The sequence below is a fragment of the Streptomyces sp. NPDC107498 genome, assembly GCF_055582805.1.
The window spans coordinates 71,871-96,475 of sequence record NZ_JBVJPE010000022.1; the positions used below are offsets into that span (position 1 = coordinate 71,871).

The 24,605-nt window shown below is 73.7% G+C and carries 21 protein-coding genes and 2 pseudogenes; 13 read left to right on the forward strand and 10 right to left on the reverse strand.

Annotated features, from left to right (window positions below; genetic code table 11):
* Positions 1-152 precede the first annotated feature (152 nt).
* Both ACZ66Z_RS30155 and ACZ66Z_RS30160 read left to right on the forward strand, forming a co-directional pair.
* Entirely contained in the window at positions 153-1,493 is a 1,341-nt protein-coding gene (locus tag ACZ66Z_RS30155) for a transcriptional regulator (RefSeq protein WP_469938553.1), read from the forward strand.
* Positions 1,494-1,556: 63 nt separating this feature from the next.
* The gene (locus ACZ66Z_RS30160) at positions 1,557-2,087 is read left to right on the forward strand and encodes an NUDIX hydrolase (protein ID WP_469938555.1); all 531 of its coding nucleotides are present in this window, start codon (positions 1,557-1,559) and stop codon (positions 2,085-2,087) included.
* Between the two features lie 192 nt (positions 2,088-2,279).
* On the opposite strand, the gene ACZ66Z_RS30165 is transcribed toward ACZ66Z_RS30160, so the two are convergent.
* Positions 2,280-3,140 carry a 3-hydroxybutyryl-CoA dehydrogenase gene (locus tag ACZ66Z_RS30165; protein WP_469938556.1) on the reverse strand — a complete coding sequence of 287 codons (861 nt, stop codon included), beginning with the start codon at positions 3,138-3,140 and terminating at the stop codon, positions 2,280-2,282.
* A gap of 173 nt (positions 3,141-3,313) precedes the next feature.
* Here ACZ66Z_RS30165 and ACZ66Z_RS30170 point away from each other — a divergent pair, with 173 nt between their 5' ends.
* Positions 3,314-4,624 carry a glycoside hydrolase family 10-like protein gene (locus ACZ66Z_RS30170; protein ID WP_469938558.1) on the forward strand — a complete coding sequence of 437 codons (1,311 nt, stop codon included), beginning with the start codon at positions 3,314-3,316 and terminating at the stop codon, positions 4,622-4,624.
* Between the two features lie 4 nt (positions 4,625-4,628).
* Here the strand turns inward: ACZ66Z_RS30170 and ACZ66Z_RS30175 are convergent, their stop codons facing one another.
* Entirely contained in the window at positions 4,629-4,832 is a 204-nt protein-coding gene (locus tag ACZ66Z_RS30175) for a DUF1918 domain-containing protein (RefSeq protein ID WP_121829032.1), read from the reverse strand.
* A gap of 107 nt (positions 4,833-4,939) precedes the next feature.
* Positions 4,940-5,932, reverse strand: coding sequence for a DMT family transporter (locus ACZ66Z_RS30180; protein WP_469938559.1), 993 nt, complete (start codon positions 5,930-5,932; stop codon positions 4,940-4,942).
* On the opposite strand from ACZ66Z_RS30180, the gene ACZ66Z_RS30185 reads away from it, so the two are divergent.
* The 4 genes and pseudogenes from ACZ66Z_RS30185 to ACZ66Z_RS30200 all read left to right on the forward strand — a co-directional run bounded on the left by ACZ66Z_RS30185 (position 5,931) and on the right by ACZ66Z_RS30200 (position 9,775).
* A complete protein-coding gene (locus ACZ66Z_RS30185; protein ID WP_469938561.1) occupies positions 5,931-7,367 on the forward strand; it encodes an aminotransferase-like domain-containing protein in 1,437 nt (478 codons plus the stop codon). The genes ACZ66Z_RS30180 and ACZ66Z_RS30185 overlap by 2 nt on opposite strands.
* A gap of 137 nt (positions 7,368-7,504) precedes the next feature.
* A pseudogene (locus tag ACZ66Z_RS30190) lies at positions 7,505-7,864 on the forward strand (GNAT family N-acetyltransferase); the annotation flags it as partial.
* A 129-nt stretch (positions 7,865-7,993) separates the two neighbouring features.
* Complete coding sequence (locus tag ACZ66Z_RS30195) at positions 7,994-8,569, forward strand: histidine phosphatase family protein (protein WP_469938593.1); 576 nt, start codon at positions 7,994-7,996, stop codon at positions 8,567-8,569.
* Positions 8,570-8,611: 42 nt separating this feature from the next.
* Complete coding sequence (locus ACZ66Z_RS30200) at positions 8,612-9,775, forward strand: methyltransferase (RefSeq protein WP_469938562.1); 1,164 nt, start codon at positions 8,612-8,614, stop codon at positions 9,773-9,775.
* A 1-nt stretch (position 9,776) separates the two neighbouring features.
* Here the strand turns inward: ACZ66Z_RS30200 and ACZ66Z_RS30205 are convergent, their stop codons facing one another.
* From ACZ66Z_RS30205 to argG, 5 genes are all read right to left on the reverse strand, one after another.
* Complete coding sequence (locus ACZ66Z_RS30205) at positions 9,777-10,181, reverse strand: VOC family protein (RefSeq protein ID WP_469938563.1); 405 nt, start codon at positions 10,179-10,181, stop codon at positions 9,777-9,779.
* Positions 10,182-10,363: 182 nt separating this feature from the next.
* Complete coding sequence (locus ACZ66Z_RS30210; protein ID WP_469938565.1) at positions 10,364-11,962, reverse strand: ABC-F family ATP-binding cassette domain-containing protein; 1,599 nt, start codon at positions 11,960-11,962, stop codon at positions 10,364-10,366.
* Between the two features lie 142 nt (positions 11,963-12,104).
* Positions 12,105-13,022 carry a sigma factor-like helix-turn-helix DNA-binding protein gene (locus tag ACZ66Z_RS30215; protein WP_469938566.1) on the reverse strand — a complete coding sequence of 306 codons (918 nt, stop codon included), beginning with the start codon at positions 13,020-13,022 and terminating at the stop codon, positions 12,105-12,107.
* Between the two features lie 87 nt (positions 13,023-13,109).
* On the reverse strand, positions 13,110-14,441 hold the full coding sequence (locus ACZ66Z_RS30220; protein ID WP_469938567.1) for a M48 family metallopeptidase: 1,332 nt from the start codon (positions 14,439-14,441) through the stop codon (positions 13,110-13,112).
* Between the two features lie 203 nt (positions 14,442-14,644).
* Positions 14,645-16,099 (reverse strand): argininosuccinate synthase, encoded by a 1,455-nt coding sequence (gene argG, locus ACZ66Z_RS30225; RefSeq protein WP_469938568.1) that lies wholly within the window; start codon positions 16,097-16,099, stop codon positions 14,645-14,647.
* A 238-nt stretch (positions 16,100-16,337) separates the two neighbouring features.
* On the opposite strand from argG, the gene argC reads away from it, so the two are divergent.
* From argC to ACZ66Z_RS30250, 5 genes are read left to right on the forward strand one after another with little or no spacing between them, the layout of a single operon-like run.
* Entirely contained in the window at positions 16,338-17,366 is a 1,029-nt protein-coding gene (gene argC, locus ACZ66Z_RS30230; protein WP_469938569.1) for an N-acetyl-gamma-glutamyl-phosphate reductase, read from the forward strand.
* Positions 17,363-18,529, forward strand: coding sequence for a bifunctional glutamate N-acetyltransferase/amino-acid acetyltransferase ArgJ (gene argJ / locus ACZ66Z_RS30235; protein WP_469938571.1), 1,167 nt, complete (start codon positions 17,363-17,365; stop codon positions 18,527-18,529). The genes argC and argJ overlap by 4 nt, the downstream gene beginning before the upstream one ends.
* Entirely contained in the window at positions 18,526-19,431 is a 906-nt protein-coding gene (gene argB / locus ACZ66Z_RS30240; protein ID WP_467122901.1) for an acetylglutamate kinase, read from the forward strand. Before argJ ends, argB begins: the two co-directional genes overlap by 4 nt.
* Positions 19,428-20,627: an acetylornithine transaminase gene (locus tag ACZ66Z_RS30245; RefSeq protein ID WP_469938572.1), complete on the forward strand. Its 1,200-nt coding sequence runs from the start codon at positions 19,428-19,430 to the stop codon at positions 20,625-20,627. Before argB ends, ACZ66Z_RS30245 begins: the two co-directional genes overlap by 4 nt.
* A 7-nt stretch (positions 20,628-20,634) precedes the next feature.
* Positions 20,635-21,165 (forward strand): arginine repressor, encoded by a 531-nt coding sequence (locus tag ACZ66Z_RS30250; protein ID WP_073818527.1) that lies wholly within the window; start codon positions 20,635-20,637, stop codon positions 21,163-21,165.
* 13 nt (positions 21,166-21,178) lie between these two features.
* On the opposite strand, the pseudogene ACZ66Z_RS30255 reads toward ACZ66Z_RS30250, so the two are convergent.
* Positions 21,179-21,676 (reverse strand): annotated as a pseudogene (locus ACZ66Z_RS30255) (hypothetical protein); the annotation flags it as partial.
* Positions 21,677-21,687: 11 nt separating this feature from the next.
* Positions 21,688-23,070 (reverse strand): hypothetical protein, encoded by a 1,383-nt coding sequence (locus tag ACZ66Z_RS30260; protein ID WP_469938573.1) that lies wholly within the window; start codon positions 23,068-23,070, stop codon positions 21,688-21,690.
* A gap of 106 nt (positions 23,071-23,176) precedes the next feature.
* Here ACZ66Z_RS30260 and argH point away from each other — a divergent pair, with 106 nt between their 5' ends.
* Positions 23,177-24,604, forward strand: coding sequence for an argininosuccinate lyase (gene argH, locus ACZ66Z_RS30265; RefSeq protein ID WP_469938575.1), 1,428 nt, complete (start codon positions 23,177-23,179; stop codon positions 24,602-24,604).
* Position 24,605: the final 1 nt, after the last annotated feature.

Here is a 24,605-nt window from a genome sequence, read left to right on the forward strand (position 1 = left end):
GAGTGCGCGGACCGGGAGAACGGGTACTTCGTTCACACCCCGTGCGAAATCACCGGTACGAGGGGCTTCCGTTCGGTTCGACCCGCATGGATTCGGCCACCGCTACGCTGAGTTCACCGAGCGGAGCGGCCCTGCGAGTGACCGGAGCGGCCATGCAGCCCAACACCTTGCTCGACGCCCTGCTCGACGAAGCGGGCGTCTCGAACGCCGGCCTGGCCGCCCACGTGAACCGGGCGGGCCGGGCCCGGGGCCTCGCCCTGCGGTACGAACACACCGCCGTGGCCCGTTGGTTGAAGGGGCAGCGGCCGCGCGGCCAGGTGCCGGACCTGATCTGCGAGGTGCTCGCCGCCCGACTGCACCGGCAGGTGACCCTGGACGACATCGGCCTGGGGGTGCCGGGCGGGCCGCCGCCGGCCGCCGGGTCGCCGCTGTCCGGCTTCGTGGAGCGGGCGACCGCGCTGTGGCGCTCCGACGAGCAGCAGCGGCCGCACATCGTGGCCGCCCCGGCGGTGACCGGCACCCAGGCGGTGATGCCGGTGTGGGAGTGGGAGAACCCGCCGGAGGACGTGGACGTCTCGCGTACGGGCCGGACGACGGTCTCGGCGGCCGACATCGCCGTCCTGAGCGCCGCCCGGTCGCACTACGAGCAGATGTACCGCAGGGCCGGCGGCATCGCGACCCGGGCGCGGATCGTCGGCTTCCTCAACACCGGGACCGCCCCGCTGCTCCGGGGTGCCTACGGCGACGCGCTGGGGCGGCGCCTGCACCGGGCCGCCGGCGGGCTCGTCGCGGTGGCCGGAATCTGCGCATACGACGCGGACGCGCACGGTCTCGCCCAGCGCTACTTCCACCAGGCGCTGCGGCTCGCGAAGGCGAGCGGGGACCGGGGGCTCGGCGCGTACGTGATCGCGCTCCTCGTCAACCAGTCGTTGTTCACGGGGGAGTACCGGCAGGCCGTGGCGTTCGCGGAGGCGGCGCTGCGGGCGGCGGGGCGGCAGATCACCCCGGCGCTGGCCGCCGATCTGACGGCGATGCAGGCGAAGGCGTACGCGCGTCTGGGCGACGGGTCCGCGGCGTTGGCCTGCATCCGGCGGGCCGAGGCGGCGGCGGAGCGGATCAGTCCGGGGGAGGAGCCGGTGGAGACGGGCTACGTCCAGCCGGGGTTCGTCAACGTCCAGGTGGCGGAGGCCCTGTTCGGCCTGGGCGACTTCGGGGCCGCCCGTGAGCACGCGTCGGCGGCGGTCGGCATGCCCTCGCACGACCGGGGCCGGGTGCACCGGCTCGCCATGCTGTGCCGGATCGAGCTGCGGCAGGGGGAGGCCGAGGAGGCGGCGCGCACGGCGGTGGAGATGACGGAGCGGGCGCGGGGGATGGAGTCGCGGCGGCTGCGGGACCGGCTGACACAGGTGCGGGAGCACCTCCTCGCGAGCGGCTGCGGGGACGCCCGGGAGGCCGCCGCTCTCATCGAGGGGGCGCTGCGCGTTCCCCTCTGAGTCGTCAACTGCTGCGATGTTGCCACCAAACAAGCACCGACCGATCGGAAGGTGGCAAGAAACGTGCAATGGACGAAACTCAGCGAACGCTCGGTCTATGAGAACCGCTGGTTCCGGGTGAACCTCGCGGACGTCGAACTCCCCGACGGCCGCCACCTCGACCACTATCTGATCCGGCTCCGCCCGGTCGCCGCCGCGACGGCCGTCAACGAGGCCGACGAAGTCCTGATGCTCTGGCGCCACCGCTTCATCACCGACAGCTGGGGCTGGGAACTGGCCGCCGGTGTCGTCGAGGACGGCGAGGACCTCGAGTCCGCCGCCGCCCGCGAGATGGAGGAGGAGACCGGCTGGCGGCCGGGGCCGCTGCGCCACCTGCTCACCGTCGAACCCTCGAACGGCCTCACCGACGCCCGCCACCACCTCTACTGGGCGGAGCGGGCCACCTGGACCGGACCCCCCGAGGACGCCTTCGAGTCCTCACGCAGGGCCTGGATACCGCTGAAGGAGATCCCCGGGATGATCGTCCGGGGCGAGGTCCCGGCCGCCAACACGGCGGCCGGACTGCTGATGCTCCACCATCTGCGCCTCGGCTGAGGCGGCGGAGCGAGATGTGCCGGACGGCCCGTACCTGTGCGGGGACACGGGCCGTCCGGCCGGAGCGACGGCGTCAGGGGTCGGACGCCGTCGCTCCGGGTCTGCGGTACTCCTCTTCCAGGCGTACGGACTCCAGGAGTACGGGTTCCGGGAGTGCGCGTTCCGGGGGCAGGAGTTCCGGGAGCGCGGGTTTCAGGCGTACGGGTAGAAGCCCGAACCCGTCTTCCGGCCCAGCCGGCCGGCGTCCACCATGCGCTGCAGCAGCGGGGGAGCGGCGTACAGCGGCTCCTTGAACTCGGAGTACATCGAGTCGGCGATCGACGCGATCGTGTCCAGGCCGATCAGGTCGGAGAGCTTCAGCGGGCCCATCGGGTGGGCGCAGCCGAACTCCATGCCGTTGTCGATGTCCTCGCGGCTCGCGATGCCCGACTCGAACATCCGGATCGCCGAGAGCAGGTACGGCACGAGCAGCGCGTTCACCACGAAGCCGGAGCGGTCCTGGGCGCGGATGGCGTGCTTGCCGAGCACCTTCTCCGCGAAGGCCTGGGCCCGGCTGATCGTGCCCTCGGAGGTGGTGAGGGCCGGGATCAGCTCGACGAGCTTCTGCACCGGGGCCGGGTTGAAGAAGTGGATGCCGATGACCTGGTCGGGGCGGGAGGTCGCCACGGCCAGCTTCACCAGCGGGATGGAGGAGGTGTTCGAGGCCAGGATGGCGTCCGGCCGGGTCATCACCTGGTCGAGGACCTGGAAGATCTCGGTCTTGACCTGCTCGTTCTCCACGACCGCCTCGATGACGAGGTCGCGGTCGGCGAACTCGCCCAGGTCGGTGGTGAAGCTGAGGCGGGCGAGCGTCGCGTCCCGCTCCTCCTCGCTGATCTTGCCGCGCTCGGCGGCCTTGTTCAGCGAGTTGTAGAGCCGCGTGCGGCCGATCTCCAGCGCCTCGCCGGTGGTCTCGGCGACCTTCACCTCGAGCCCGCTCCGGGCACACACCTCCGCGATGCCCGCGCCCATCTGGCCGCAGCCCACCACTCCGACGCGCTCAATGTCGGCCATGGAGTCCGTCACCTCGTGCCTTTCGCTCTTCTCCGGCGGCGGGGGGTCCGTGTGATTCCGGGTGCGTCCGCCTCTACCCCCACGACGTTACCGCTCATTAACCGATGATCGATCGTCCCGGGTGGGCATGCTGTCCCGGTGGGTGTGACGTATCCGACAGCGGCGGGGGACAAGTGGGGCCTTTCGGTAGAAGAGGGTTCGTGACCGGTGCCACCGGATCGGTGCTCGCCGTGACCGGAACGACAGGAGCGGTCCTCCCGGAGCCGAGCGGGAGGGGGTCCGCGCGTCCGGTGACGGGGGCGACGACGGCGGCCGATGCCGCTTCCGCTCCCGCGGCGCGCGGGAAACCGCACCGCAGGCGGGAGTTCCGCGGCATGTGGCTGGCGACGGTCGCCAACCGTGACTGGCCCTCCCGCCCCGGGCTGACCGCGGGGCGGCAGCGGACCGAGCTCCTCCGTCACCTGGACACGGCGGTCGAGCGCCGGCTCAACACGGTGGTCCTCCAGGTCCGGCCGACCGCCGACGCGCTGTGGCCCTCGCCGTACGAACCGTGGGCGCAGTGCCTGACCGGCGCGCAGGGCCGGGACCCCGGCTGGGACCCCCTGGGCACGGCCGTCGACGAGGCCCACGCCCGGGGGCTCGAACTGCACGCCTGGTTCAACCCGTACCGCGTGGCGAACCACACGGACCCGGACCGGCTGGTCGCCGGCCATCCGGCCCGGATCCACCCGGAATGGGTACTGCCGTACGGCGGCGAGCTTTACTACGACCCGGGGCTGCCCGAGGTCCGGAGCTTCGTCCAGGACGCGATGCTGGACGCGCTGCACCGCTACGACATCGACGCCGTGCACTGGGACGACTACTTCTATCCGTACCCGGTGACCGGGCAGGTCCTCGCCGACGACGAGACGTACGCGCGGTACGGCGGGGACTTCCCCGACAAGGCGTCCTGGCGGCGGAACAACACCGACCTGCTGGTCTCGGAGACGTCCGCCCGGATCAAGGAGATCGACCGGCACACGGCCTTCGGCATCAGCCCCTTCGGGGTCTGGCGGAACGTCGCCACCGACCCGGAGGGCTCGGACACCCGCGCCGGCGTCCAGACGTACGACGACCTGTACGCCGACACCCGGAAGTGGATCCGCGAGGGCTGGATCGACTACGTGCTGCCGCAGCTCTACTGGCACATCGGGCTGCCCGCCGCCGACTACGCCAAGCTGCTGCCCTGGTGGGACGCGGTGGTCCGGGGCACCGGCGTCGGCCTCTACATCGGCGAGGCGCTCCACAAGGCGGGCGACCCCGCCCAGCCCGCGGCCTGGCAGGATCCGGGGGAACTCTCGCGCCACCTGGAGCTGGCCGGCGGGTACCCCTCGGTCGACGGTCACTGCTACTTCTCCGCGAAGGAGGTCGCCGCGGACCCGATCGGGGCGATGGCCACCGTGGTGGCCGATCACTACCCGACCGGGGCCCGTCCGCCGAAGTAGGGACTCAGCCCGTCCCCGCCTCGGGGTGGTGGCGTACGACGGTGTCGGGGCCCGGCGACATCAGGGCCTCGTGGCCGTCGTCGTCGAACTTCACGCGGTACGGGGGAGTGCCGTTCTCCCCCAGTACCTGAAGGACCTCGGCCGTGCGGTCGTGATGACCGACGGTCCGGCCGTGTACCAGCAGCTTGTCGCCCACGCTCGCCTGCATCGGGCTGACCTCCTCGCGACCGGGACGGTCCTGCCCCGGACTGCGCAGGGCCTCTGACTGTCATTGTGACCCGCTCCGCCCGGGTTCGTCGCGTCGGCCCCGCCGCGTCAGCTCTTGGCCCGCTGGGTGACCGCGATGCAGACCAGGACCGCCACCGCGGCGACCGGAGCGGCCAGCGGCAGGCTCTCGCCGAGCAGGAAGACCGACCAGAACAGGGTGAGGAGCGGCTGGGCGAGCTGGAGTTGGCTGGCCTTGGGGATGCCGATCGTGGCCATGCCGCGGTACCAGACGTACAGGCCGAAGAAGGTGGAGCCGGCGGCGACCCAGACGAGGCCGATGACGCCGTGCGCGTTCAGGTGGACCGGCTCGATCGACAGCGTGACGGCCGAGGCGACCGCCATCAGCGGCAGGCAGAGGACCAGGGCCCAGCCGATGACCTGCCAGCCCGGCATGAGCGCGGCGAGCCGGCCGCCCTCGGTGTAGCCGGCCGCGCACACGAGCAGCGCCCCGAAGAGGTACAGGTCGCCCGTGGAGAACGAGCCGCCGCTCTGCTGGAGCGTGAAGCCCAGCACCACCACGGCACCCGAGACGGCCGCGACCCAGAAGGTGCGGGACGGTCGGCGCCCGGTCCGCGCGGCGGCGAGGGTCGCGGTGGTGAGCGGCAGGAGGCCCACGACCACGGCGGCGTGCGAGGTGGTGGAGGTCTGCAGGGCCAGCGTGGTCAGGAGCGGGAAGCCGATGACGACACCGCAGGCCACCACCGCGAGGCCGGCCCAGTGGCGCCGCTCGGGCAGCGGCACCCGGCCCGCGAGGAGGAAGACGCCGGCGATGAGCGCGGCGAGGGTGGAGCGCACGGCCACCAGCGACCAGGGGCCGAAGCTCTCCAGGCCCCACACGGTCGACGGGAAGGTGAGGGAGAAGGAGACCACGCCGAGCCCGGCGAGCAGCGTGCCACGGGTCCGGGGGTCGGCGGCGGGACGGGCCCCGGAGTCGATGCCGGTGGACGTTCCAGAGGCGGCGCCGAGGGACTCGGTCCGGCGGGATCCGGTGGCGGTGACCGCTATCGCGGTCCGGCTGGTAGCGCTATTCTGTGTCCTCATGCATGAGCGTAGCAGTGTCGCGGAACTGGCGAAATCCCTGAGAATGGAACTGAACCGCTACTCACCCGGGGGAAAACTGCCATCGAGCCGGGCGCTCGTCGAGCGCTACCGCGTCTCCCCCGTCACCGTCACCCGGGCCCTGGCCCAGCTCGCCGCCGAGGGACTCGTCGTCACCCGCCCCGGCGCCGGCGCCTTCCGCGCGCAGCCGCGCACTCCCACCCCCGTCGTCGGCGACACCTCCTGGCAGGAGGTCGCCCTCAGCGCCGACAGCGCCACCGAACTCGTCCCCCGGGCCGTCGACGCCTCCGGCGTCCTCGTCACCCTCTCGGCGCCCCCGCCCGGCGTGATCGAGTTCAACGGCGGTTACCTCCACCCCTCCCTCCAGCCCGAGAGCGCCCTCGCCGCCGCCCTCGCCCGGGCCGGTCGCCGCCCCGGAGCCTGGGGCAGGCCACCCACCGACGGCCTGCCCGAACTGCGCGAATGGTTCGCCCGCGAGATCGGCGGCAGCGTCACCGCGGCCGAGGTCCTCATCACCGCCGGAGGCCAGTCCGCGATCAGCACCGCGCTGCGCGCCCTCGCCCCGCCCGGCACCCCCGTCCTCGTCGAGTCGCCCACCTACCCGGGCATGCTCGCCGTCGCCCGCGCGGCCGGACTCCGCCCCGTCCCCGTGCCCACCGACGTCGACGGGGTGCGTCCCGAACTCCTCGAAGCCGCCTTCCGCGCCACCGGCGCCCGCGTCTTCGTCTGCCAGCCGCTCTTCCAGAACCCGACCGGGACCACGCTGTGCCCCGAACGCCGCCGGGAGGTCGTCCGCATCGCCCGCGCCGCCGGCGCCTTCGTCGTCGAGGACGACTTCGCCCGCCGCCTCGTCCACGAGGACGCGGCGCCGCTGCCGGCGCCCCTCGCCGCGGAGGACCCGGACGGCGTCGTCGTCCACGTCCGCTCCCTCACCAAGATCACCTCGGCCAGCCTCCGCGTCGGCGCCCTCGCCGCCCGCGGACCCGTCCTCGAACGGCTGCGCGCCATCCAGGTCGTCGACAGCTTCTTCGTCCCCCGGCCCCTCCAGGAGGCCGCGCTCGAACTCGTCGGCTCCCCGGCCTGGCCCCGCCACCTCCGCGCCGTCGCCCAGGAGCTCAGGAACCGCCGGGAGGTCATGACCGGAGCCCTCGCCCTCCACCTCCCCGAACTCGCCCTCCCGCACCTCCCCTCCGGCGGCTACCAGCTCTGGCTGCGCCTCCCCGACGCCCTCCCCGAAGCCTCCCTCCTCGCCGCCGGGCTGCGCGCCGGGGTCACCGCCGCCCCCGGCCGCCCCTACTTCTGCGCCGAACCCCCCGCCGGCCACATCCGGCTGAGTTTCGCGGGTGTCGCGGGCCCCACGGAGATCGTCGAGGGCGTGCGCCGCCTGCGGACGGCGGTGGACGAGCTCACCGGCTGATCCCAGGGGCGGGCCGCGCCTGGCCCCGGCGCGCCCCCGCCCCCCGTCCCTGGCCCGGTGCACATTCGCCTGGCAAGCCCCCACGCCCCCCGAAAGCCTTCGCCCCTGAGCGACAGCACGCCACCGCCGCCCCCGTCATGCACGGGGCGTACGAGATCTCAGCCGACCCCGCCCGGATCGACGCGGTCCTCGTCCACCCCCGGCCGTCCACCGACGCCTCCCGGGCGCTCGGCCGACCTCGGGAGAAACGGGACAGCGCCATCGCGAGCTCGCCGAACCTCGGCGCCCACCACCGGGAGACCGGCGAGACGAGCGCCTGCGTCCGGGTCGTCACCGACTACGCCACCTTCGCCTGGCTCCGCGACGTCCACGTCGACCGCCCGGCCCGCGGCACCGGTCCCGGCACCGCGCTCGTCACCGCCGTCCGCGACCGCCCCGCCCCGCACGGACCGCGCCGCGTCCTGCTCGCCACCGCCGACGCGCACGGCGTGCACGAGAAGGTGGGTTTCACGCCACTGCGAAATCCGGACAAGTGGATGGCTCTCGGACAGCGGTGGGCCCGACCCCCTCCCCACCCCGCAGATGACCCCTTGACCAGCGGCGCCACCGGCCTCACGATCGCGGCCATGAGTCTTCGGGTGACGCTCGTCACGGCGGCACGCAGCTCCTCCCTGCTCGCCGAACGCTTCGACGACGACCGGCCGCTCGACGAGGCCGGCTGGTACGAGGTGCAGCAGGCCGCGCCCGCGCTCATCCCGCTCGGCGCGGCCGAACTGCGCTACTGCTCCCCGACCCCGCGCAGCCGCGCCACCGGCACCGCCCTCGGTTACGCGCCCCTGGCCCAGCCCGCCCTCCGGGACTGCGACATGGGCCGCTGGCGCGGACTGACCCTCGCCGAGGTCGCCGCCCTCGAACCGGCCGCCATCGACGCCTGGCTCACCGACGCCCGCACGGCCCCGCACGGCGGCGAACCGCTCCTCGCCTTCATCACCCGCATAGGGAACTGGCTCGACACCCGCCCCGCCGAGGACGGCTCCATCGTCGCCGTCGCCGAGCCCTCCGTCGTACGGGCCGCCCTCGTGTACGCCCTCAAGGCCCCGCCCGCCACGTACTGGAACGTGGACGTCCGCCCCCTCTCCACCGTCACGCTCACCGGCCGCCCCGGCCTCTGGCACCTCCAGCTCGCCACCGCCCCGTGCTGACCGCGAGAACCGGCGGCCCCGACCGGCTAGCCTGAGAGCACGATGAACCGTTTGAGCACGTCATGGGGCGCCTTCACGCTGACCCGTTTCCCCGAGGACCCACGCGACCAGCTGCGCGCCTGGGACGCGTCCGACGAGTACCTCCTCGGGCACCTCGCCGAGACCGGGACCGACCTCTCCGGCACCGTCGCCGTCCTCGGCGACCGCTGGGGAGCCCTCGTCACCGCACTGCAGGCCGCGGGACCCCGCGAACTCGTCCAGATCTCCGACTCGTACCTCGGCGGACAGGCGACCCGGGCCAACCTCGCGCGCGCCGGAGCCGACCCGGACGCCGTCCGGCTGCTCACCACCCAGGACCCGCCGCCCGAGCGGATCGACGTGCTCCTCGTCCGGGTCCCCAAGAGCCTCGGGCTCCTGGAGGACCAGCTGCACCGGCTCGCGCCCGCCGTGCACGAGGACACCGTGATCGTCGGCACGGGCATGGTCAAGGACATCCACACCTCCACGCTCAAGCTCTTCGAGCGGATCCTCGGCCCCACCCGCACCTCGCTCGCGGTGAAGAAGGCCCGACTGATCCACACCACCCCCGACCCGAGCGCCGCGCCCGGGCCGAACCCCTGGCCGTACCGCTACGACCTCCCCGCCGACACCCCCGCGCCCGGTCTTCCCGGACTGACCGTCGCCAACCACGCCGGGGTCTTCTGCGCCGACCGCCTCGACGTCGGCACCCGCTTCTTCCTCGCGAACCTGCCGGGCGGGCTCGGCCGGGCCCGGGTCGCCGACCTCGGCTGCGGCAACGGCGTGGTCGGCCTCGCCGTCGCGCTCCACGAACCCGAGGCGGAACTGGTCTTCGCCGACGAGTCGTACCAGGCCGTCGCCTCGGCCGAGGAGAACTTCCGCACCCACGTGGGCGCCGACCGCAAGGCCGAGTTCCTCGTCGGAGACGGGCTCACCGACCTGCCCCCCGGCTCGGTGGACCTCGTCCTCAACAACCCGCCCTTCCACAGCCACCAGGCCACCACCGACCGCACCGCCCGCCGGATGTTCGCGGACGCGCGGCGCGCGCTGCGGCCCGGCGGCGAACTGTGGGTCATCGGCAACCGGCACCTCGGCTACCACGTCACGCTCCGCCGGATCTTCGGCAACAGCGAACTCGTCGCCGGCGACCGGAAGTTCGTGGTCCTCCGCGCGGTGCGCAGCTCCTAGTTCATCTGGTCCAGTTCCGCGCGCACAGGACGAGCCGGTATCCGTCGGGGTCGGTGACGGTGACGCCGTGCTCGTCCCAGTACGGGTTGTGCGCGGGCACCCGCGTCCCGCCGACGGCGAGCAGCCGCTCCACCTGCTCCTCCTCGACGGGCGCGCCGAGGTAGACGACGAACAGGTCCTCGACGGTCGGGACGGGGTCCACCGGGTGCTCGGGGTCACGGGTCAGCTCGAAGTGCCAGCTCCCGTCCGGGGGGCCGACCATGAGCAGGTCGTGCTTCCCGGGCACCCGTTCGGTGCTCCGCCACTGCACTTCGAGGCCGAGCCCGTCGACGTAGAACCGTTCGGCGGCGGCGAGGTCCCGCGAGGGGCGGGCGATCCGTACCCGTGTCTGCGCATCGATGACCATGCCTCCAGGCTAGGGCTCCCCCGCAGCGGTGGCACGGGGGGATCCCCCTTTCCCGCCCCGGACTTGACCCCGACGCGAGGGTCAGGGCCCACGGTCCCGACCGACCTGCCCGACCCCCCTCCTGGAGCGCCCGCACCGATGCCGGGCGGCCCCGCTCCGACGGGCCCGCCTCCACCCGGCCCCTACGCCAGGGCGACCAGCTCCCGGTACTCCGTGCTCCACAGGTCCTCGTCCGCGTCCGGGAGCAGCAGGACCCGCTCCGGGCGCAGCGCGTCGATCGCGCCCTCGTCGTGCGTGACCATCACGATCGCGCCCGGGTAGGTGCCCACCGCCGCCAGGACCTCGTCGCGCGACGCCGGGTCCAGGTTGTTGGTGGGCTCGTCCAGGAGCAGCACGTTCGCGCCGGAGTGCACCAGGGCGGCCAGCGCGAGCCGTGTCCTCTCGCCGCCGGAGAGCACCCCGGCCGGCTTGTCGGCGTCGTCGCCCCGGAACAGGAACGCGCCGAGCACCGCCCGTACCTCACCATCCGTCAGGTGCGGAGCCGCCGCCGCGAGGTTCTCCCGGACCGTGCGCTCCGGGTCCAGCGTCTCGTGCTCCTGGGCGAAGTAGCCGAGCCGCAGCCCGTGTCCGCGCACCACCCGCCCCGCGTCCGGGGCCTCCTGCCCGGCGAGGAGGCGCAGCAGGGTCGTCTTGCCCGCCCCGTTGAGCCCGAGGACGACCAGCCTGCTGCCCCGGTCCACGGCCAGGTCCACCCCGTCGAGCACCGGCCGCTCCCCGTACGCCTTGGTGAGCGACACGGCGCCCAGCGGCGTCCGGCCGCAGGGGGCGGGCTCGGGCAGCCGGATGCGGGCGACCCGCTCGGCCTGCCGTGCCGGGTCGAGACCGGCGAGCATCCGGTCGGCCCGGCGCGCCATGCTGCGGGCGGTCGTCGCCGTCGCCACCCGGGACTTCATGCGGTCGGCCTGCGCGTGCAGGGCGGCCGCCTTCCGCTCGGCGTTGGCGCGCTCGCGCACCCGGCGCCGCTCGTCGGCGTCCCGCTGGGCGAGGTACGCGTCCCACCCGGTGTTGTGGACGTCCAGCGAGGCGCGCCGCGGGTCGAGGTGGAAGACCCGGTTGACGGTGTCGGCGAGGAGCCGCACGTCATGGCTGATCAGCACGAGCCCGCCCCGGTGGGCGGCGAGGTGGCCGCGCAGCCAGCCGATCGAGTCGGCGTCCAGGTGGTTGGTCGGCTCGTCGAGCAGCAGCGTGCCGTCCCGGCCGTGACCGGCGAAGAGGATCCTGGCCAGTTCGACCCGGCGCTTCTGACCGCCGGACAGCCGGCCGACGGGCCGGTCCATGAGCGTGTGGGGCAGGCCGAGACCGGCGGCGACCCGGGCGGCCTCCGCCTCCGCCGCGTACCCGCCGCCCGCCTCGAAGGCGGCCTCGGCGGCGTCGTACGCGGCGAGCGCCCGCGCGTCGGGCGTCTCGCCGAGCCGGCGGGCGGCCTCCGCGAGCCGCCGGGCAGCCCGGTCGAGGCCACGCGCGGAGAGGATCCGGTCGGTGACGGTCACGGCGGGGTCGGCGGCCCGGGAATCCTGGGCGAGACGGCCGACGGAGCCGGTACGGGTGACGGTGCCGGCGGCCGGGGCGCGCAGTCCGGCCAGGGTGTCGAGGAGGGTGGTCTTGCCGGCGGCGTTGCGGCCGACGAGGCCGATCCGGTCGCCGGGGGCGACGTGGAAGGAGACGTCGGACAGCAGGAGCCGGGCGCCGACGCGCACGTCGGCACCACGAACGGTGATCACGGGGTAACGCTCCGAAGGAAGTTGAGGACACACGGGTGGCGTGGGTGCGGGTCCTCAGCTAGGAGATTCGGGGCGTCGACATGCCGTCCAGGCTAACGGAACCGCCGCTTCGGGCGCACCGGAGTTTCTCCCGGCCCGTGCCTCACCGATCGGGAAACACCAGGTCGAGGGCGCGCACCCGGTCCTCCCCACTGGTCAGGGAGAGGGCGACGATGCGGTCTCGGCGGAGGGTGGCGCCGACCGCCGAGACCGGCCGGCCGGCGGCGAACCCGACCGCGCCGACGGCTCCGTCGACCAGCGCGGGCCGGGACACGTCCGCGCGCCGCGCGAAGGCGGCGGCCGCCTCGGCGACCGCGGCGACCCCGTGCGCCGGGCCGCCCTCGGAGTACGCGACGACGTCCGGGTCGAGGACGGCCACCAGCGCGCGGACGTCACGCGCGCGTGCGGCCGCCAGGAACCGGTCCACCACCGCGCGCTGCCGTCCCCGCTCGTCCTCGGCACGGTCCGCCCCGCCGCCCCGGAGCCGCTCCCGCGCCCGCCGGGCCAACCGCGCCGCCGCGTCCGGGGAACCGCCGGTGACCCGCGCGGTCTCGTACGGGGACAGGCCGAACGCGTCGTGCAGGACATAGGCGAGCCGCTCGTCACCCTCAAGCCTCTCCAGCATCACGAGCAACGCCAGCCACAGCGAGTCGACATCGCGACGCGCGACCCCACCCCTCCCGGCGCCCACCTCCCCGCCCCTCCCGGCGTCCGCGACCCCGCCGCTCCCGACGCCCGAGGCCCCGGCTCCCGGCATCCGCCCGCCCCCGTCGGACCCTCTGTGCCGCCGCCGCTCCGCCACCCGCTCCTGAAGCCCCCGCACGCACGCCTGGCCCACGGCCACCGTCAGCCAGGAGCGCACCGCCGCACCGCCGTTCCGCCCGAGGTCCGCCCGCACCGCCGCGAGCGCCGCCTCGGCCCTCGCCGGTGAGCCGGTGATCCGCAGGGCGACGGCCCGCAGCTGCTCCTCGTGGGCGTCGAACCGCCCGGTCAGGGCGGTCAGAAACGTGTCGTCGTGCATGGCGCCTCACTCCTCGTCGGTCCCGTCACCGCGTTGACGCGAGGACCCGCCGGGATGTGACAACGACCGACCGGTGAGCCGGCGGGCTCAACGCCGTACGAGCTCCCGTGCAGCGCTCCGCCTGACCGCGGTCAGCTCGGCGTCGACCTCCGCCGCCCTCACCGCGTCCAGGACGAGGTCGCCCCCGTCCTGGGCGCCCCGGATCAGCCGCCGGTGCCGCAGATGGGTGGGCGGGTGCGTCGAGTCCACCTGGTGACCGCGCCGCTCCGCGACGCGGCGCAGCCGCTCGTACTCGCGCTCCGGAACCGACGCGGCGTGCGCGGCCAGCCGCTCCCATAGGCCCTCGGACGGATCCTCGCGACGGGCCGCGCCACCGATCCGGGTCCGCGCCGCGACGGACTCGCGGCGCAGCTCGCCGGCGACGCCGTCGCTGATGAGGAGCCGGTCCATCAGACCGGCGGCCGCCTCCGTGCCCGCGGTGCGGGCGGCGGTCGAGTCGGCGAGGTACTCGGCGCGCTGCGACTGGCGCAGGGTCAGGTGCTCCAGGACGGCGAGGACGCCGTCGACGAGCAGCCTGGGCGGGGCGGTCAGCAGGTTCGAGAAGTCCTGGACGAGGCCCTGGGCGGGCACCGGGGCCAGTGTGTAGCGCCAGGTGTCGAGCGACTGGAACGCGGTGCTCACGAGCAGGGAGCGGCGGGTGTCCCCGTGGGCGTAGTGCCCGAACTCATGGCCCAGGAGGGCGATGCGCTCCTGGGGGGAGAGGGTCTCCCAGAGGCCGAGGCCGAGGTGGAGCAGCCGGTGCTGCCGGATGCCGTAGGTGGTGACCGACGCGTTCACATCGGCGTCGATCACCACGACCCGCACACCCGTCGTGCCGACGGCCCCGGCGACGTCGTCGAGCAGGGCGAAGAGCCGGGGCGCGTCCGCGCGGCGCAGAAGCGTCCGGTGGTCGGCGTCCTTCGGGAGCCGGCCGAACCGGGGCCGGAGCACGACGGCGAGGCCGATCAGGAGGGCTCCGATCACGGGCAGGGCGCCCCTGGCCGTGACGATCAGCCAGGCGCCGCCGCCGAGCAGCGCGACGGTCACGCCGTGGACCGCCACCGCGAGCGCCGTGGCGAGGGCACCGGCCCTCCCGCGCCGGGTTTCCGGGCCGGCCCGGTCGGCGGCCGGGCCGGGCGTGCCTCCGGCGGCCGGATCCGAGAGCTCGGCGAGGAGCTGCTCCCCGTACCGCTGGGCGAGGCGGCGGCGGAGGGCCTCGATCCGCCCCGGCGTCTCCTCGTCCCGCACTTCCGGGTCCACGTTCCAGTCGCACGCGGCACACCAGGTGACGTACCGCCCGCCCGCCTCCACGGGCTGCCCGCACTCGGGGCAGTCCCTCTCTCTTCCCGCCGTCCGGACCGCGTCCGCCGTCTCCGTCATTCCGTGCTCCCCACCCCGGCGCGCCGCGCGCGGCACGCCCCGTTCCGTTCCGCGCAGACGGTAGCGGGCCGCTGCGGACCCCCGTGCACCGCCCCGACCAGCGGAAAGGCCGGTCCGACACAAAGGTGTCGAACCGGCCTTCCGCGGCGGTGGCGCCGCGCGGCGGTCGTGCTCCCGCGCGGCGGTGGCGGCGCCGGAGCGGGTCAGTCCGTGCCGAACTCCATCGCGGCCCGGTCCAGCATCTCCTCGTCCTCGGAGACCTCGCCGCGGGAGGCGATGGCCTCGGCGCCGCCCTCGGGCATCTGCGGCATGGTGCCGATCAGCCCGGTCGCGGCCGCCTGGGCGGCACCGATGGCGGGGCTGCCGGTGCCGATCAGGCCGAGGCCGGCGTACTGCTCCAGCTTGGCGCGGGAGTCGGCGATGTCGAGGTTGCGCATGGTGAGCTGACCGATCCGGTCCACCGGGCCGAAGGCCGAGTCCTCGGTGCGCTCCATGGACAGCTTGTCCGGGTGGTAGCTGAAGGCCGGGCCCGTGGTGTCGAGGATCGAGTAGTCCTCGCCGCGCCGCAGCCGCAGCGTCACCTCGCCGGTGACGGCCGCGCCGACCCAGCGCTGGAGGGACTCGCGGACCATGAGGGCCTGCGGGTCCAGCCACCGGCCCTCGTACATGAGCCGGCCGAGGCGGCGGCCCTCGTTGTGGTACTGGGCGAGGGTGTCCTCGTTGTGGATCGCGTTGACCAGGCGCTCGTACGCGGCGTGCAGCAGGGCCATGCCGGGGGCCTCGTAGATGCCGCGGCTCTTGGCCTCGATGATCCGGTTCTCGATCTGGTCGGACATGCCCATGCCGTGGCGGCCGCCGATGGCGTTCGCCTCCATCACCAGGTCGACGGCGGAGGGGAACTCCTTGCCGTTGATCGACACCGGACGGCCCTGCTCGAAGCCGATCGTGACGTCCTCGGTGGCGATCTCGACCGAGGGGTCCCAGAACTTCACGCCCATGATCGGGTCGACGGTCTCGACGCCCGTGTTCAGGTGCTCCAGGGTCTTGGCCTCGTGGGTGGCGCCCCAGATGTTGGCGTCGGTGGAGTACGCCTTCTCGGTGCTGTCCCGGTAGGGGAGGTCATGGGCGAGCAGCCACTCCGACATCTCCTTGCGGCCGCCGAGCTCGGTCACGAAGTCCGCGTCCAGCCAGGGCTTGTAGATCCGCAGGTGCGGGTTGGCGAGCAGGCCGTAGCGGTAGAACCGCTCGATGTCGTTGCCCTTGAAGGTCGAGCCGTCGCCCCAGATCTGGACGTCGTCCTCGAGCATCGCCCGGACCAGCAGGGTGCCGGTGACGGCGCGGCCGAGCGGGGTGGTGTTGAAGTAGGCGCGGCCGCCCGAGCGGATGTGGAACGCGCCGCAGGTGAGCGCGGCAAGGCCTTCCTCGACCAGCGCGGCGCGGCAGTCGACCAGGCGCGCGATCTCGGCACCGTAGGTCTTCGCGCGGCCGGGCACCGAGGCGATGTCGGGCTCGTCGTACTGGCCGATGTCGGCGGTGTAGGTGCACGGGATGGCGCCCTTGTCGCGCATCCATGCGACGGCGACGGAGGTGTCGAGGCCGCCGGAGAAGGCGATGCCGACGCGCTCGCCGGCGGGCAGGGAGGTGAGGACCTTGGACATGGGAAGAGTATGCATCATCGCGCATGGTCATGCAAAGGGGTGGCCCGCGGGAGGTTCGCGCCCCCTCGCGGAGGGGTCGCGACGGAGGGGGCGCGCCGCGCCCGGACCGCCGGACGGGGATCCGCCCCGCCGAGGCGCCGGACGGGGCCCGGCGCGGCGCTGTGGCCCGCCTCTCCGGTGATCGTTGCATAAAAGTTCGTCGCTACGTATAGTCATGCCATCCATGAGGAGGGTTTCGATGACGGTACGAGTAGCAGTGGCGGGTGCGAGCGGATACGCGGGCGGAGAGCTCCTGCGTCTCCTCCTCGCCCACCCCCACGTGGAGATCGGGACGCTGACCGGCCACTCCAACGCCGGCCAGCGACTCGGGGCCCTCCAGCCCCATCTGCTCCCGCTCGCCGACCGCGTCCTCGCGCCCACCACCGCCGAGGAGCTCGCCGGACACGACGTGGTCTTCCTCGCGCTGCCGCACGGCCAGTCCGCCGCCGTCGCCGAGCAGCTCGGACCCGACGTGCTCGTCGTCGACATGGGCGCCGACTTCCGCCTCAGGGACCCGGCCGACTGGGAGACGTACTACGGCTCCCCGCACGCGGGGACCTGGCCCTACGGCCTCCCCGAACTGCCGGGCGCCCGCGCCGCCCTGGAGGGGTCCAAGCGCGTCGCGGTCCCCGGCTGCTACCCGACCGCCGTCTCGCTCGCGCTCTTCCCGGCGTACGGGGCCGGCCTCGCCGAGCCCGAGGCCGTGATCGTCGCCGCCTCCGGCACCTCCGGCGCCGGCAAGGCGCTCAAGCCGCACCTGCTCGGCAGCGAGGTCATGGGCAACATGTCCCCGTACGGCGTCGGAGGCGGCCACCGCCACACGCCCGAGATGATCCAGAACCTCAGCGGGCCGGCGGGGGAGCGGGTCACCGTCTCCTTCACGCCCACCCTGGCCCCGATGCCCCGCGGCATCCTCGCCACCTGCACGGCCACCGCGAAGCCCGGCGTCACCGCCGAGTCCGTACGGGCCGCGTACGAGAAGGCCTACGCGGACGAGCCCTTCGTCCACCTGCTCCCCGAGGGGCAGTGGCCCGCCACGTCGTCCGTCCACGGTTCCAACGCCGTTCAGATCCAGGTCGCGTACGACGCCAACGCGAACCGGATCATCGCCATCAGCGCCATCGACAACCTCACCAAGGGCACCGCCGGTGGCGCGGTGCAGAGCATGAACATCGCCCTCGGTCTTCCCGAGGACACCGGACTTTCCACGATTGGAGTCGCTCCATGAGCGTCACCGCAGCGAAGGGATTCACGGCGGCGGGCATCGCCGCCGGGATCAAGCAGAACGGCAACCCGGACCTGGCCCTCGTGGTCAACACCGGGCCCCGCCGCGCCGCCGCGGGAGTCTTCACCTCCAACCGCGTCAAGGCCGCCCCGGTCCTCTGGTCCCAGCAGGTCCTCGCCGACGGCGAGCTGACCGCCGTCGTCCTCAACTCCGGCGGCGCCAACGCCTGCACCGGCCCCCAGGGCTTCCAGGACACCCACGCCACCGCCGAGAAGGTCGCGGCCGTCCTGAGCGAGAAGGGTCCGGGCATCGGCGCCGGCGAGGTCGCCGTCGCCTCCACCGGCCTCATCGGGCTCCTGCTCCCGATGGACAAGCTGCTCCCCGGCGTGGAGAAGGCCGCGGCCGAACTCTCCGAGCACGGCGGCGAGAAGGCCGCCATCGCCATCAAGACCACCGACACCGTCCACAAGACGGCCGTGGTGACCAAGGACGGCTGGACGGTCGGCGGCATGGCCAAGGGCGCGGGCATGCTCGCCCCGGGCCTCGCCACCATGCTCGTCGTCCTCACCACCGACGCCGACGTGGACGCCAAGGGCCTCGACGCGGCGCTGCGCCACTCCACCCGGCTCACCTTCGACCGGGTCGACTCCGACGGCTGCATGTCCACCAACGACACGGTGCTGCTGCTCGCCTCCGGAGCCGCCGGCGTCACCCCGGACCAGGACGAGTTCGCCCGGGCCGTCCAGGAGGTGTGCGCCGACCTCGCCCGGCAGCTCATCGGCGACGCCGAGGGCGCCAGCAAGGACATCCGCATCGAGGTGATCAACGCCGCGACCGAGGACGACGCCGTCGAGGTGGGCCGCTCCATCGCCCGCAACAACCTCCTCAAGTGCGCCATCCACGGCGAGGACCCCAACTGGGGCCGGGTGCTCTCCGCCATCGGCACCACCTCCGCCGCCTTCGAGCCCGACGAGCTGAACGTCGCCATCAACGGCGTCTGGGTCTGCAAGAACGGCTCCGTCGGCGAGGACCGCGACCTGGTCGACATGCGCTACCGGGAGGTCACCGTCACCGCCGACCTCGCGGCCGGCGCGGAGTCCGCCGTCATCTGGGCGAACGACCTCACCGCCGACTACGTCCACGAGAACAGCGCGTACTCGTCATGAGCAACACCGCGCGGAAACACACCGCCCTCCCGAAGGCCCAGACCTTGATCGAGGCCCTGCCCTGGCTCACCCGCCACCACGGCAAGACCGTCGTCATCAAGTTCGGCGGCAACGCCATGATCGACGACGACCTCAAGGCCGCCTTCGCCCAGGACGTCGTCTTCCTGAGGCACGCCGGCCTCAAGCCGGTCGTCGTGCACGGCGGCGGCCCCCAGATCAACCGCGCCCTCGACCAGGCGGGCCTGGTCAGCGAGTTCAAGGCCGGCCTCCGGGTCACCACGCCCGAGGCCATGGACGTCGTACGGATGGTCCTCGCCGGCCAGGTCCAGCGCGAGCTCGTCGGGCTGCTCAACCAGCACGGGCCGTTCGCCGTCGGCATGACCGGCGAGGACGCCCACACCATCACCGCCACCAAGCACCAGCCGGTCATCGAGGGCGAGCGCGTCGACATCGGCCGCGTCGGCGAGATCACCGCCATAGAGACCGGAGCCATCGAAGCGCTCCTGGAGGACGGCCGGATCCCGGTCATCTCCTCCATCGCCCGCTCCCAGGACGACGGACATGTCTACAACGTCAATGCTGATACGGCGGCTGCGGCACTCGCTGCGGCGCTGGGTGCCGAGACCCTGATGGTCCTGACCGACGTCGAGGGCCTCTACGAGGACTGGCCGAACAGCGACGAGGTCATCAGCAGGCTGACCGCGACGCAGCTGGAGAAGCTCCTGCCCGACCTCTCCAGCGGCATGGTCCCCAAGATGGAGGGCTGCCTGCACGCCGTACGGAACGGGGTCACCACGGCCCGCGTCATCGACGGCCGGGTCCAGCACTCGATCCTGCTGGAGATCTTCACCGACGAGGGCATCGGCACGATGGTCGTGCCGGACGGACAGGGGAACCGATGACCGGCAACACCGAGCTGACCCGGCGGTGGCAGGGTTCGCTCATGGACAACTACGGCACCCCCCGGCTGCCGCTCGTCCGCGGCGAGGGCGCCAAGGTCTGGGACGCCGACGGCAAGGAGTACCTGGACTTCGTCGGCGGCATCGCCGTCAACGCCCTCGGCCACGCCCACCCGGCGGTCGTCGAGGCCGTGTCGCAGCAGATCGCGTCCCTCGGCCACGTCTCCAACCTCTTCGTCGCCGAGCCGCCCGTCGCCCTCGCCGAGCGGCTCCTGAGCCTCTTCGGCCGGCCCGGCAAGGTCTTCTTCTGCAACTCGGGCGCCGAGGCCAACGAGGCCGCGTTCAAGATCGGCCGGCTCACCGGCCGCTCCCGCATGGTCGCCACCGACGGCGGCTTCCACGGCCGGACCATGGGCTCCCTGGCGCTCACCGGCCAGCCCGGCAAGCAGACCCCGTTCCTGCCGCTCCCCGGTGACGTCACCCACGTCCCGTACGGGGACGTGGAGGCGCTGCGGGCCGCGGTCACCGAGAACACCGCCTTCGTCATCATCGAGCCCGTCCAGGGCGAGAACGGCGTCGTCGTCCCGCCCGCCGGTTATCTCAAGGCGGCCCGCGAGATCACCCGCGCCACCGGCACCCTGCTCGTCCTCGACGAGGTGCAGACCGGCATCGGCCGGTGCGGCCACTGGTTCGAGCACCAGGCGCACGAGGGCGTCGAGCCCGACGTCGTGACCCTCGCCAAGGGCCTCGGCGGCGGCCTGCCCCTCGGCGCGACGGTCGCCTTCGGCGAGGCCGCGGAACTCTTCGCGCCGGGCCACCACGGCACCACCTTCGGCGGCAACCCGGTCGCCTGCGCCGCCGGACTCGCCGTCCTGGACACCCTCGGCGCCGACGCGGCCCTCGACCACGTGAAGTCGGTCGGGGAGCGGCTGCGCCAGGGAATCGAGGGTCTGGGGCATCCGCTGGTCTCCCACGTCCGTGGTGCGGGCCTCCTGCTGGGTATCGTGCTCACCGGGCCCCTCGCACCCCAGGTGCAGCAGGCGGCCCAGGACGCCGGCCTCCTGGTGAACGCGCCCGCCCCCGACGTCGTACGGATCATGCCTCCGCTGGTCCTCACCGACGCCGAGGCGGACGCCTTCCTCCAGGCGCTGCCCGGGGTCCTGGACGAGGCGAACGGGCAAGGACGAACCGGAGAATGAGACGACGATGACCGACGCGCAGGAGAACGAGCACGGAGGGCCGTCCGTTCCGCAGACCCGCACCGCACGCCACCGCAGGATCGTCGACATCCTCAACCGGCAGCCGGTGCGCTCGCAGAGCCAGCTCGCCAAGCTCCTCTCGGACGACGGCCTGAGCGTCACCCAGGCGACGCTCAGCCGCGACCTCGACGAACTCGGGGCGGTGAAGATCCGCAACACCGGCGGCGAGCTGATCTACGCGGTGCCCAGCGAGGGCGGTTTCCGCACCCCGCAGGCGCCGCTCGGCGAGTCCGCCAAGGAGGAGCGCATGCGCCGCCTCTCCGGCGAACTGCTGATCTCCGCCGAGGCGTCCGCCAACCTGGTGGTGCTGCGGACCCCGCCGGGCGCCGCCCAGTTCCTCGCGTCGGCCATCGACCAGGCCGAACTCCACGCCATCCTCGGCACGATCGCGGGTGACGACACCCTGCTGCTCATCAGCCGCGACCCGGTCGGCGGGCAGGCACTCGCCGACCACCTGCTGAAGCTGGCGCAGAAGTAGCCCTCGGAACCCAGTACCGCGTGATCGCCGTCGGACCGCCCCGCGTTCCGACGGCGATGTGCGGTCGGCGCGCGGGATCCGCCCAGGCGAGGACCGCGCGCATCGCGTCGGCCGGCACGGAGGCGCGACCGGCCGTCGCCCCGCGCCCGTCGACGTGCAGGAAGATCCCGGCCCCGCGCCCGCGCACCGGACGCTCGTAGTCGTAGTCGTAGTCGTAGTCGATGACGAGCGCGTACGCGTACTGCGTGCCGCACGCGACGAGATGCCCGGCCTCGGCGGCCCGGCAGTCGCGGGGCAGCCCCTCGACCCAGCGGTCGTACGCGCGGGACGCGTTGTCCTGGCACCACCAGGACCGCTCGGCGACCCGGGCGTACGGGAGACGGGTCCCGGCGGGCCTCGCCCGCACCCCGAAGGCGTACGGCAGCCGGTAGAGCCCGGTGGGCGTGGTGTTCGTGCCCTGCCGGCGCGAGGCGCCCTCGGCGAGCCCCCTCCGGCGGAAGGGCGCGACCGCCCCTCGCGGTGTCAGCTCCGCAGCAGCGCCCGGGAGTCGGCCCGCAGCTTCGGCTCGGCATCGTCGATCAGCGTCCGGGCGATCTCCCGCAGGTCCGGACCGTGATGCGCCACCAGCAGCCGGAACGCCCCCACGCGCACGTGCCGGGGCCGATCCGCATCGAGCCGAGCCCGCAGCTCCGGCACCGGAAGCCGGTCCGCGAACGGAACGAGGGCGGTCACCGTCTCCCGTACGACCCCGGGCGCGGGGTCGTCGAGGAGCGGCATCAGGCGCTCCTCGTCCACCGCTTCGAGGACGCGCAGCCCGGCCACGGCGCCGGCGCGCACGCCCGGGTGCGGGTGGTCCGTGAGGTCCCGCAGCAGGGCGGCGTCGTCCCGCGCGCCGCACTCGGCGAGTCCGAGGGGCGCGGCCGGGGGCACCGCCCCGCCGGCGCACAGGGCCCGGTGGAGCGGGGCGGCCTCGACGCCGTACTGCCGCAGCACGTACCGCGCGCACGCCCGCACCAACGCCGAGCGGTCCGCGAGGAACGCCTCGGCGTCCTCGGGGCGGCCGGCCCGGCGCAGCGCCGTCACGCCCGCGGCGCGCACCCGCGGGTGCGGGGAGCGGAGGAGCGGGAGCAGCATCCCGTCCCCGGTCTCCGGGCCCACCCCGGCGACCGCGCCGTCCGCGCAGACGTCCTGGATCACCGCGTCCGGGTCGGTGGCGGCGGCCTCGGCGAACCGCTCGGGGGAGAGGTGCCGCCGCTCGACCGCGATCCGGTGCGCCAGACGCCGGATCGTCCGGTCGTCGTGGACGAGGACGGTTTCGAGTACCGGTGCCGGGCCCTCCCGGAGCGCGGTTTCGAGGAGCGTGCGGGCGGCCTCCCCGTGGCGGCGCGCGGAGACGCGCAGGACGACGGGCGCCAGGACGCCGATCACGTCGGGTCCTGCGCCGGGGAGGGCGGTCCGCAGCAGGTCGCGGGCCGGCTCGCGCACCGGCTGCGCCCAGTCCGCGCAGCGGATCGCCACGAGGGGCAGCAGCGGCCGCAGGACCGGAGCCGGAAGGAGGGCCGCGCGGCGCAGGGCCGCCTCGCGCATCCGGCCGTCGGGGTGGCAGAGCGCGAGGGCGAGCCGGGGCCCGACGGGTTCGCGCCGGGAGGGGTTCGGGGTGGGCAGCGGCGCGTCCCACGGCCAGGGGAAGCGACGGCGGGTCGCCCAGGCGTGGTCCGGCAGCGCGGACGGGCGGGTGCGGGCGAGCCGCCGCACGGCGAGGTCGAGGCCCGTCCAGGCGGAGGCGTCCGACGTGTCGATCGCCGAGGTGAGCGGTGTGCCCCGGGCCGGTCGGACGGCTGCTGCGGTGTCGGTGTCCTCCCTGGGCGGAGCGTAGGGGCAGGGTGAACCGGGACGCCTCCGCATTTCGCCGCCCCCGGACCACGATTGACAAAACATACGGCGCTCCGCATAGTTATGCCCATCAGTATCGACCCCGCGTCATCCGCCCACGTTCGATCGAGGAGCAGCAGTGAGCAGCAACAACGGTGACGTCCGGCTCTGGGGCGGACGGTTCGCCGACGGCCCCGCCGAGGCCCTGGCGAAGCTCTCCGCTTCGGTCCACTTCGACTGGCGTCTCGCGCCGTACGACATCGCCGGCTCCCGTGCCCACGCGCGCGTGCTGCACAAGGCCGGGCTGCTCACCGAGGACGAGCTGACCCGCATGATCGCCGGACTCGACCGGCTGGAGGCGGACGTCGCCGACGGCTCCTTCGTCGGCACCCTCGCCGACGAGGACGTCCACACCGCCCTGGAGCGGGGCCTCCTGGAGCGCCTCGGCGTCGAGCTCGGCGGCAAGCTGCGCGCCGGCCGGTCCCGGAACGACCAGGTCGCGACCCTCTTCCGCATGTACCTGCGCGACCACGCCCGGATCATCGGCGGTCTCGTCGCCGACCTCCAGGACGCCCTCGTCGGCCTCGCCGAGGCCCACCCGGACGTCGCCATGCCCGGTCGTACGCACCTCCAGCACGCCCAGCCGGTGCTCTTCGCCCACCACGTCCTCGCCCACGCCCAGGCCCTCTCCCGGGACGCCGAGCGGCTGCGGCAGTGGGACACCCGGACGGCGGTCTCCCCGTACGGCTCCGGCGCCCTCGCGGGCTCCTCCCTCGGACTCGACCCGGAGGCGGTGGCGAAGGACCTCGGCTTCGAGCGGGGTTCGGTCGGCAACTCGATCGACGGCACGGCCTCCCGGGACTTCGTCGCCGAGTTCGCCTTCATCACGGCGATGATCGGCGTCAACCTCTCGCGGATCGCCGAGGAGATCATCCTCTGGAACACGAAGGAGTTCTCCTTCGTGACCCTGCACGACGCCTTCTCCACCGGCTCGTCGATCATGCCGCAGAAGAAGAACCCGGACATCGCCGAGCTGGCGCGCGGCAAGTCCGGCCGCCTCATCGGCAACCTCTCCGGCCTGATGGCCACCCTCAAGGCCCTCCCGCTCGCCTACAACCGGGACCTCCAGGAGGACAAGGAGCCGGTCTTCGACTCCTGCGACCAGCTGGAGGTCCTGCTCCCGGCCTTCACCGGCATGATGGCGACGCTCACGGTCAACCGCGCCCGGATGGAGGAACTGGCCCCGGCCGGCTTCTCCCTCGCGACCGACATCGCCGAATGGCTGGTCAAGCAGGGCGTGCCGTTCCGGGTGGCGCACGAGGTGGCCGGCGAGTGCGTGAAGGTCGCCGAGTCCGAGGGCAAGGAGCTGGACGAGCTCACGGACGAGCAGTTCGCCAAGATCTCCGAACACCTCACCCCCGAGGTCCGCACCGTCCTCGACGTCCCCGGCGCCCTCGCCTCCCGCAACGGCCGCGGCGGCACCGCCCCCTCGGCGGTCGCCACCCAGCTGGTCGAGGTCAAGGCGGACCTGGTGATCCAGCACGCCTGGGCCGAGGCCAAGAAGTAGC

What these genes read in the sequence shown, in the direction of transcription:
- ACZ66Z_RS30195 (WP_469938593.1), top strand. Translation starts at nt 7,994, where the DNA reads ATGAGTCTTCGGGTGACGCTCGTCACGGCGGCACGCAGCTCCTCCCTG.
- ACZ66Z_RS30220 (WP_469938567.1), bottom strand. Translation starts at nt 14,441, where the DNA reads ATGACGGAGACGGCGGACGCGGTCCGGACGGCGGGAAGAGAGAGGGAC.
- ACZ66Z_RS30260 (WP_469938573.1), bottom strand. Translation starts at nt 23,070, where the DNA reads ATGCGGAGGCGTCCCGGTTCACCCTGCCCCTACGCTCCGCCCAGGGAG.
- ACZ66Z_RS30215 (WP_469938566.1), bottom strand. Translation starts at nt 13,022, where the DNA reads ATGCACGACGACACGTTTCTGACCGCCCTGACCGGGCGGTTCGACGCC.
- argB (WP_467122901.1), top strand. Translation starts at nt 18,526, where the DNA reads ATGAGCAACACCGCGCGGAAACACACCGCCCTCCCGAAGGCCCAGACC.
- ACZ66Z_RS30155 (WP_469938553.1), top strand. Translation starts at nt 153, where the DNA reads ATGCAGCCCAACACCTTGCTCGACGCCCTGCTCGACGAAGCGGGCGTC.
- ACZ66Z_RS30205 (WP_469938563.1), bottom strand. Translation starts at nt 10,181, where the DNA reads ATGGTCATCGATGCGCAGACACGGGTACGGATCGCCCGCCCCTCGCGG.
- ACZ66Z_RS30165 (WP_469938556.1), bottom strand. Translation starts at nt 3,140, where the DNA reads ATGGCCGACATTGAGCGCGTCGGAGTGGTGGGCTGCGGCCAGATGGGC.
- argC (WP_469938569.1), top strand. Translation starts at nt 16,338, where the DNA reads ATGACGGTACGAGTAGCAGTGGCGGGTGCGAGCGGATACGCGGGCGGA.
- ACZ66Z_RS30180 (WP_469938559.1), bottom strand. Translation starts at nt 5,932, where the DNA reads ATGAGGACACAGAATAGCGCTACCAGCCGGACCGCGATAGCGGTCACC.
- ACZ66Z_RS30245 (WP_469938572.1), top strand. Translation starts at nt 19,428, where the DNA reads ATGACCGGCAACACCGAGCTGACCCGGCGGTGGCAGGGTTCGCTCATG.
- argG (WP_469938568.1), bottom strand. Translation starts at nt 16,099, where the DNA reads ATGTCCAAGGTCCTCACCTCCCTGCCCGCCGGCGAGCGCGTCGGCATC.
- ACZ66Z_RS30185 (WP_469938561.1), top strand. Translation starts at nt 5,931, where the DNA reads ATGCATGAGCGTAGCAGTGTCGCGGAACTGGCGAAATCCCTGAGAATG.
- ACZ66Z_RS30200 (WP_469938562.1), top strand. Translation starts at nt 8,612, where the DNA reads ATGAACCGTTTGAGCACGTCATGGGGCGCCTTCACGCTGACCCGTTTC.
- ACZ66Z_RS30250 (WP_073818527.1), top strand. Translation starts at nt 20,635, where the DNA reads ATGACCGACGCGCAGGAGAACGAGCACGGAGGGCCGTCCGTTCCGCAG.
- ACZ66Z_RS30175 (WP_121829032.1), bottom strand. Translation starts at nt 4,832, where the DNA reads ATGCAGGCGAGCGTGGGCGACAAGCTGCTGGTACACGGCCGGACCGTC.
- argJ (WP_469938571.1), top strand. Translation starts at nt 17,363, where the DNA reads ATGAGCGTCACCGCAGCGAAGGGATTCACGGCGGCGGGCATCGCCGCC.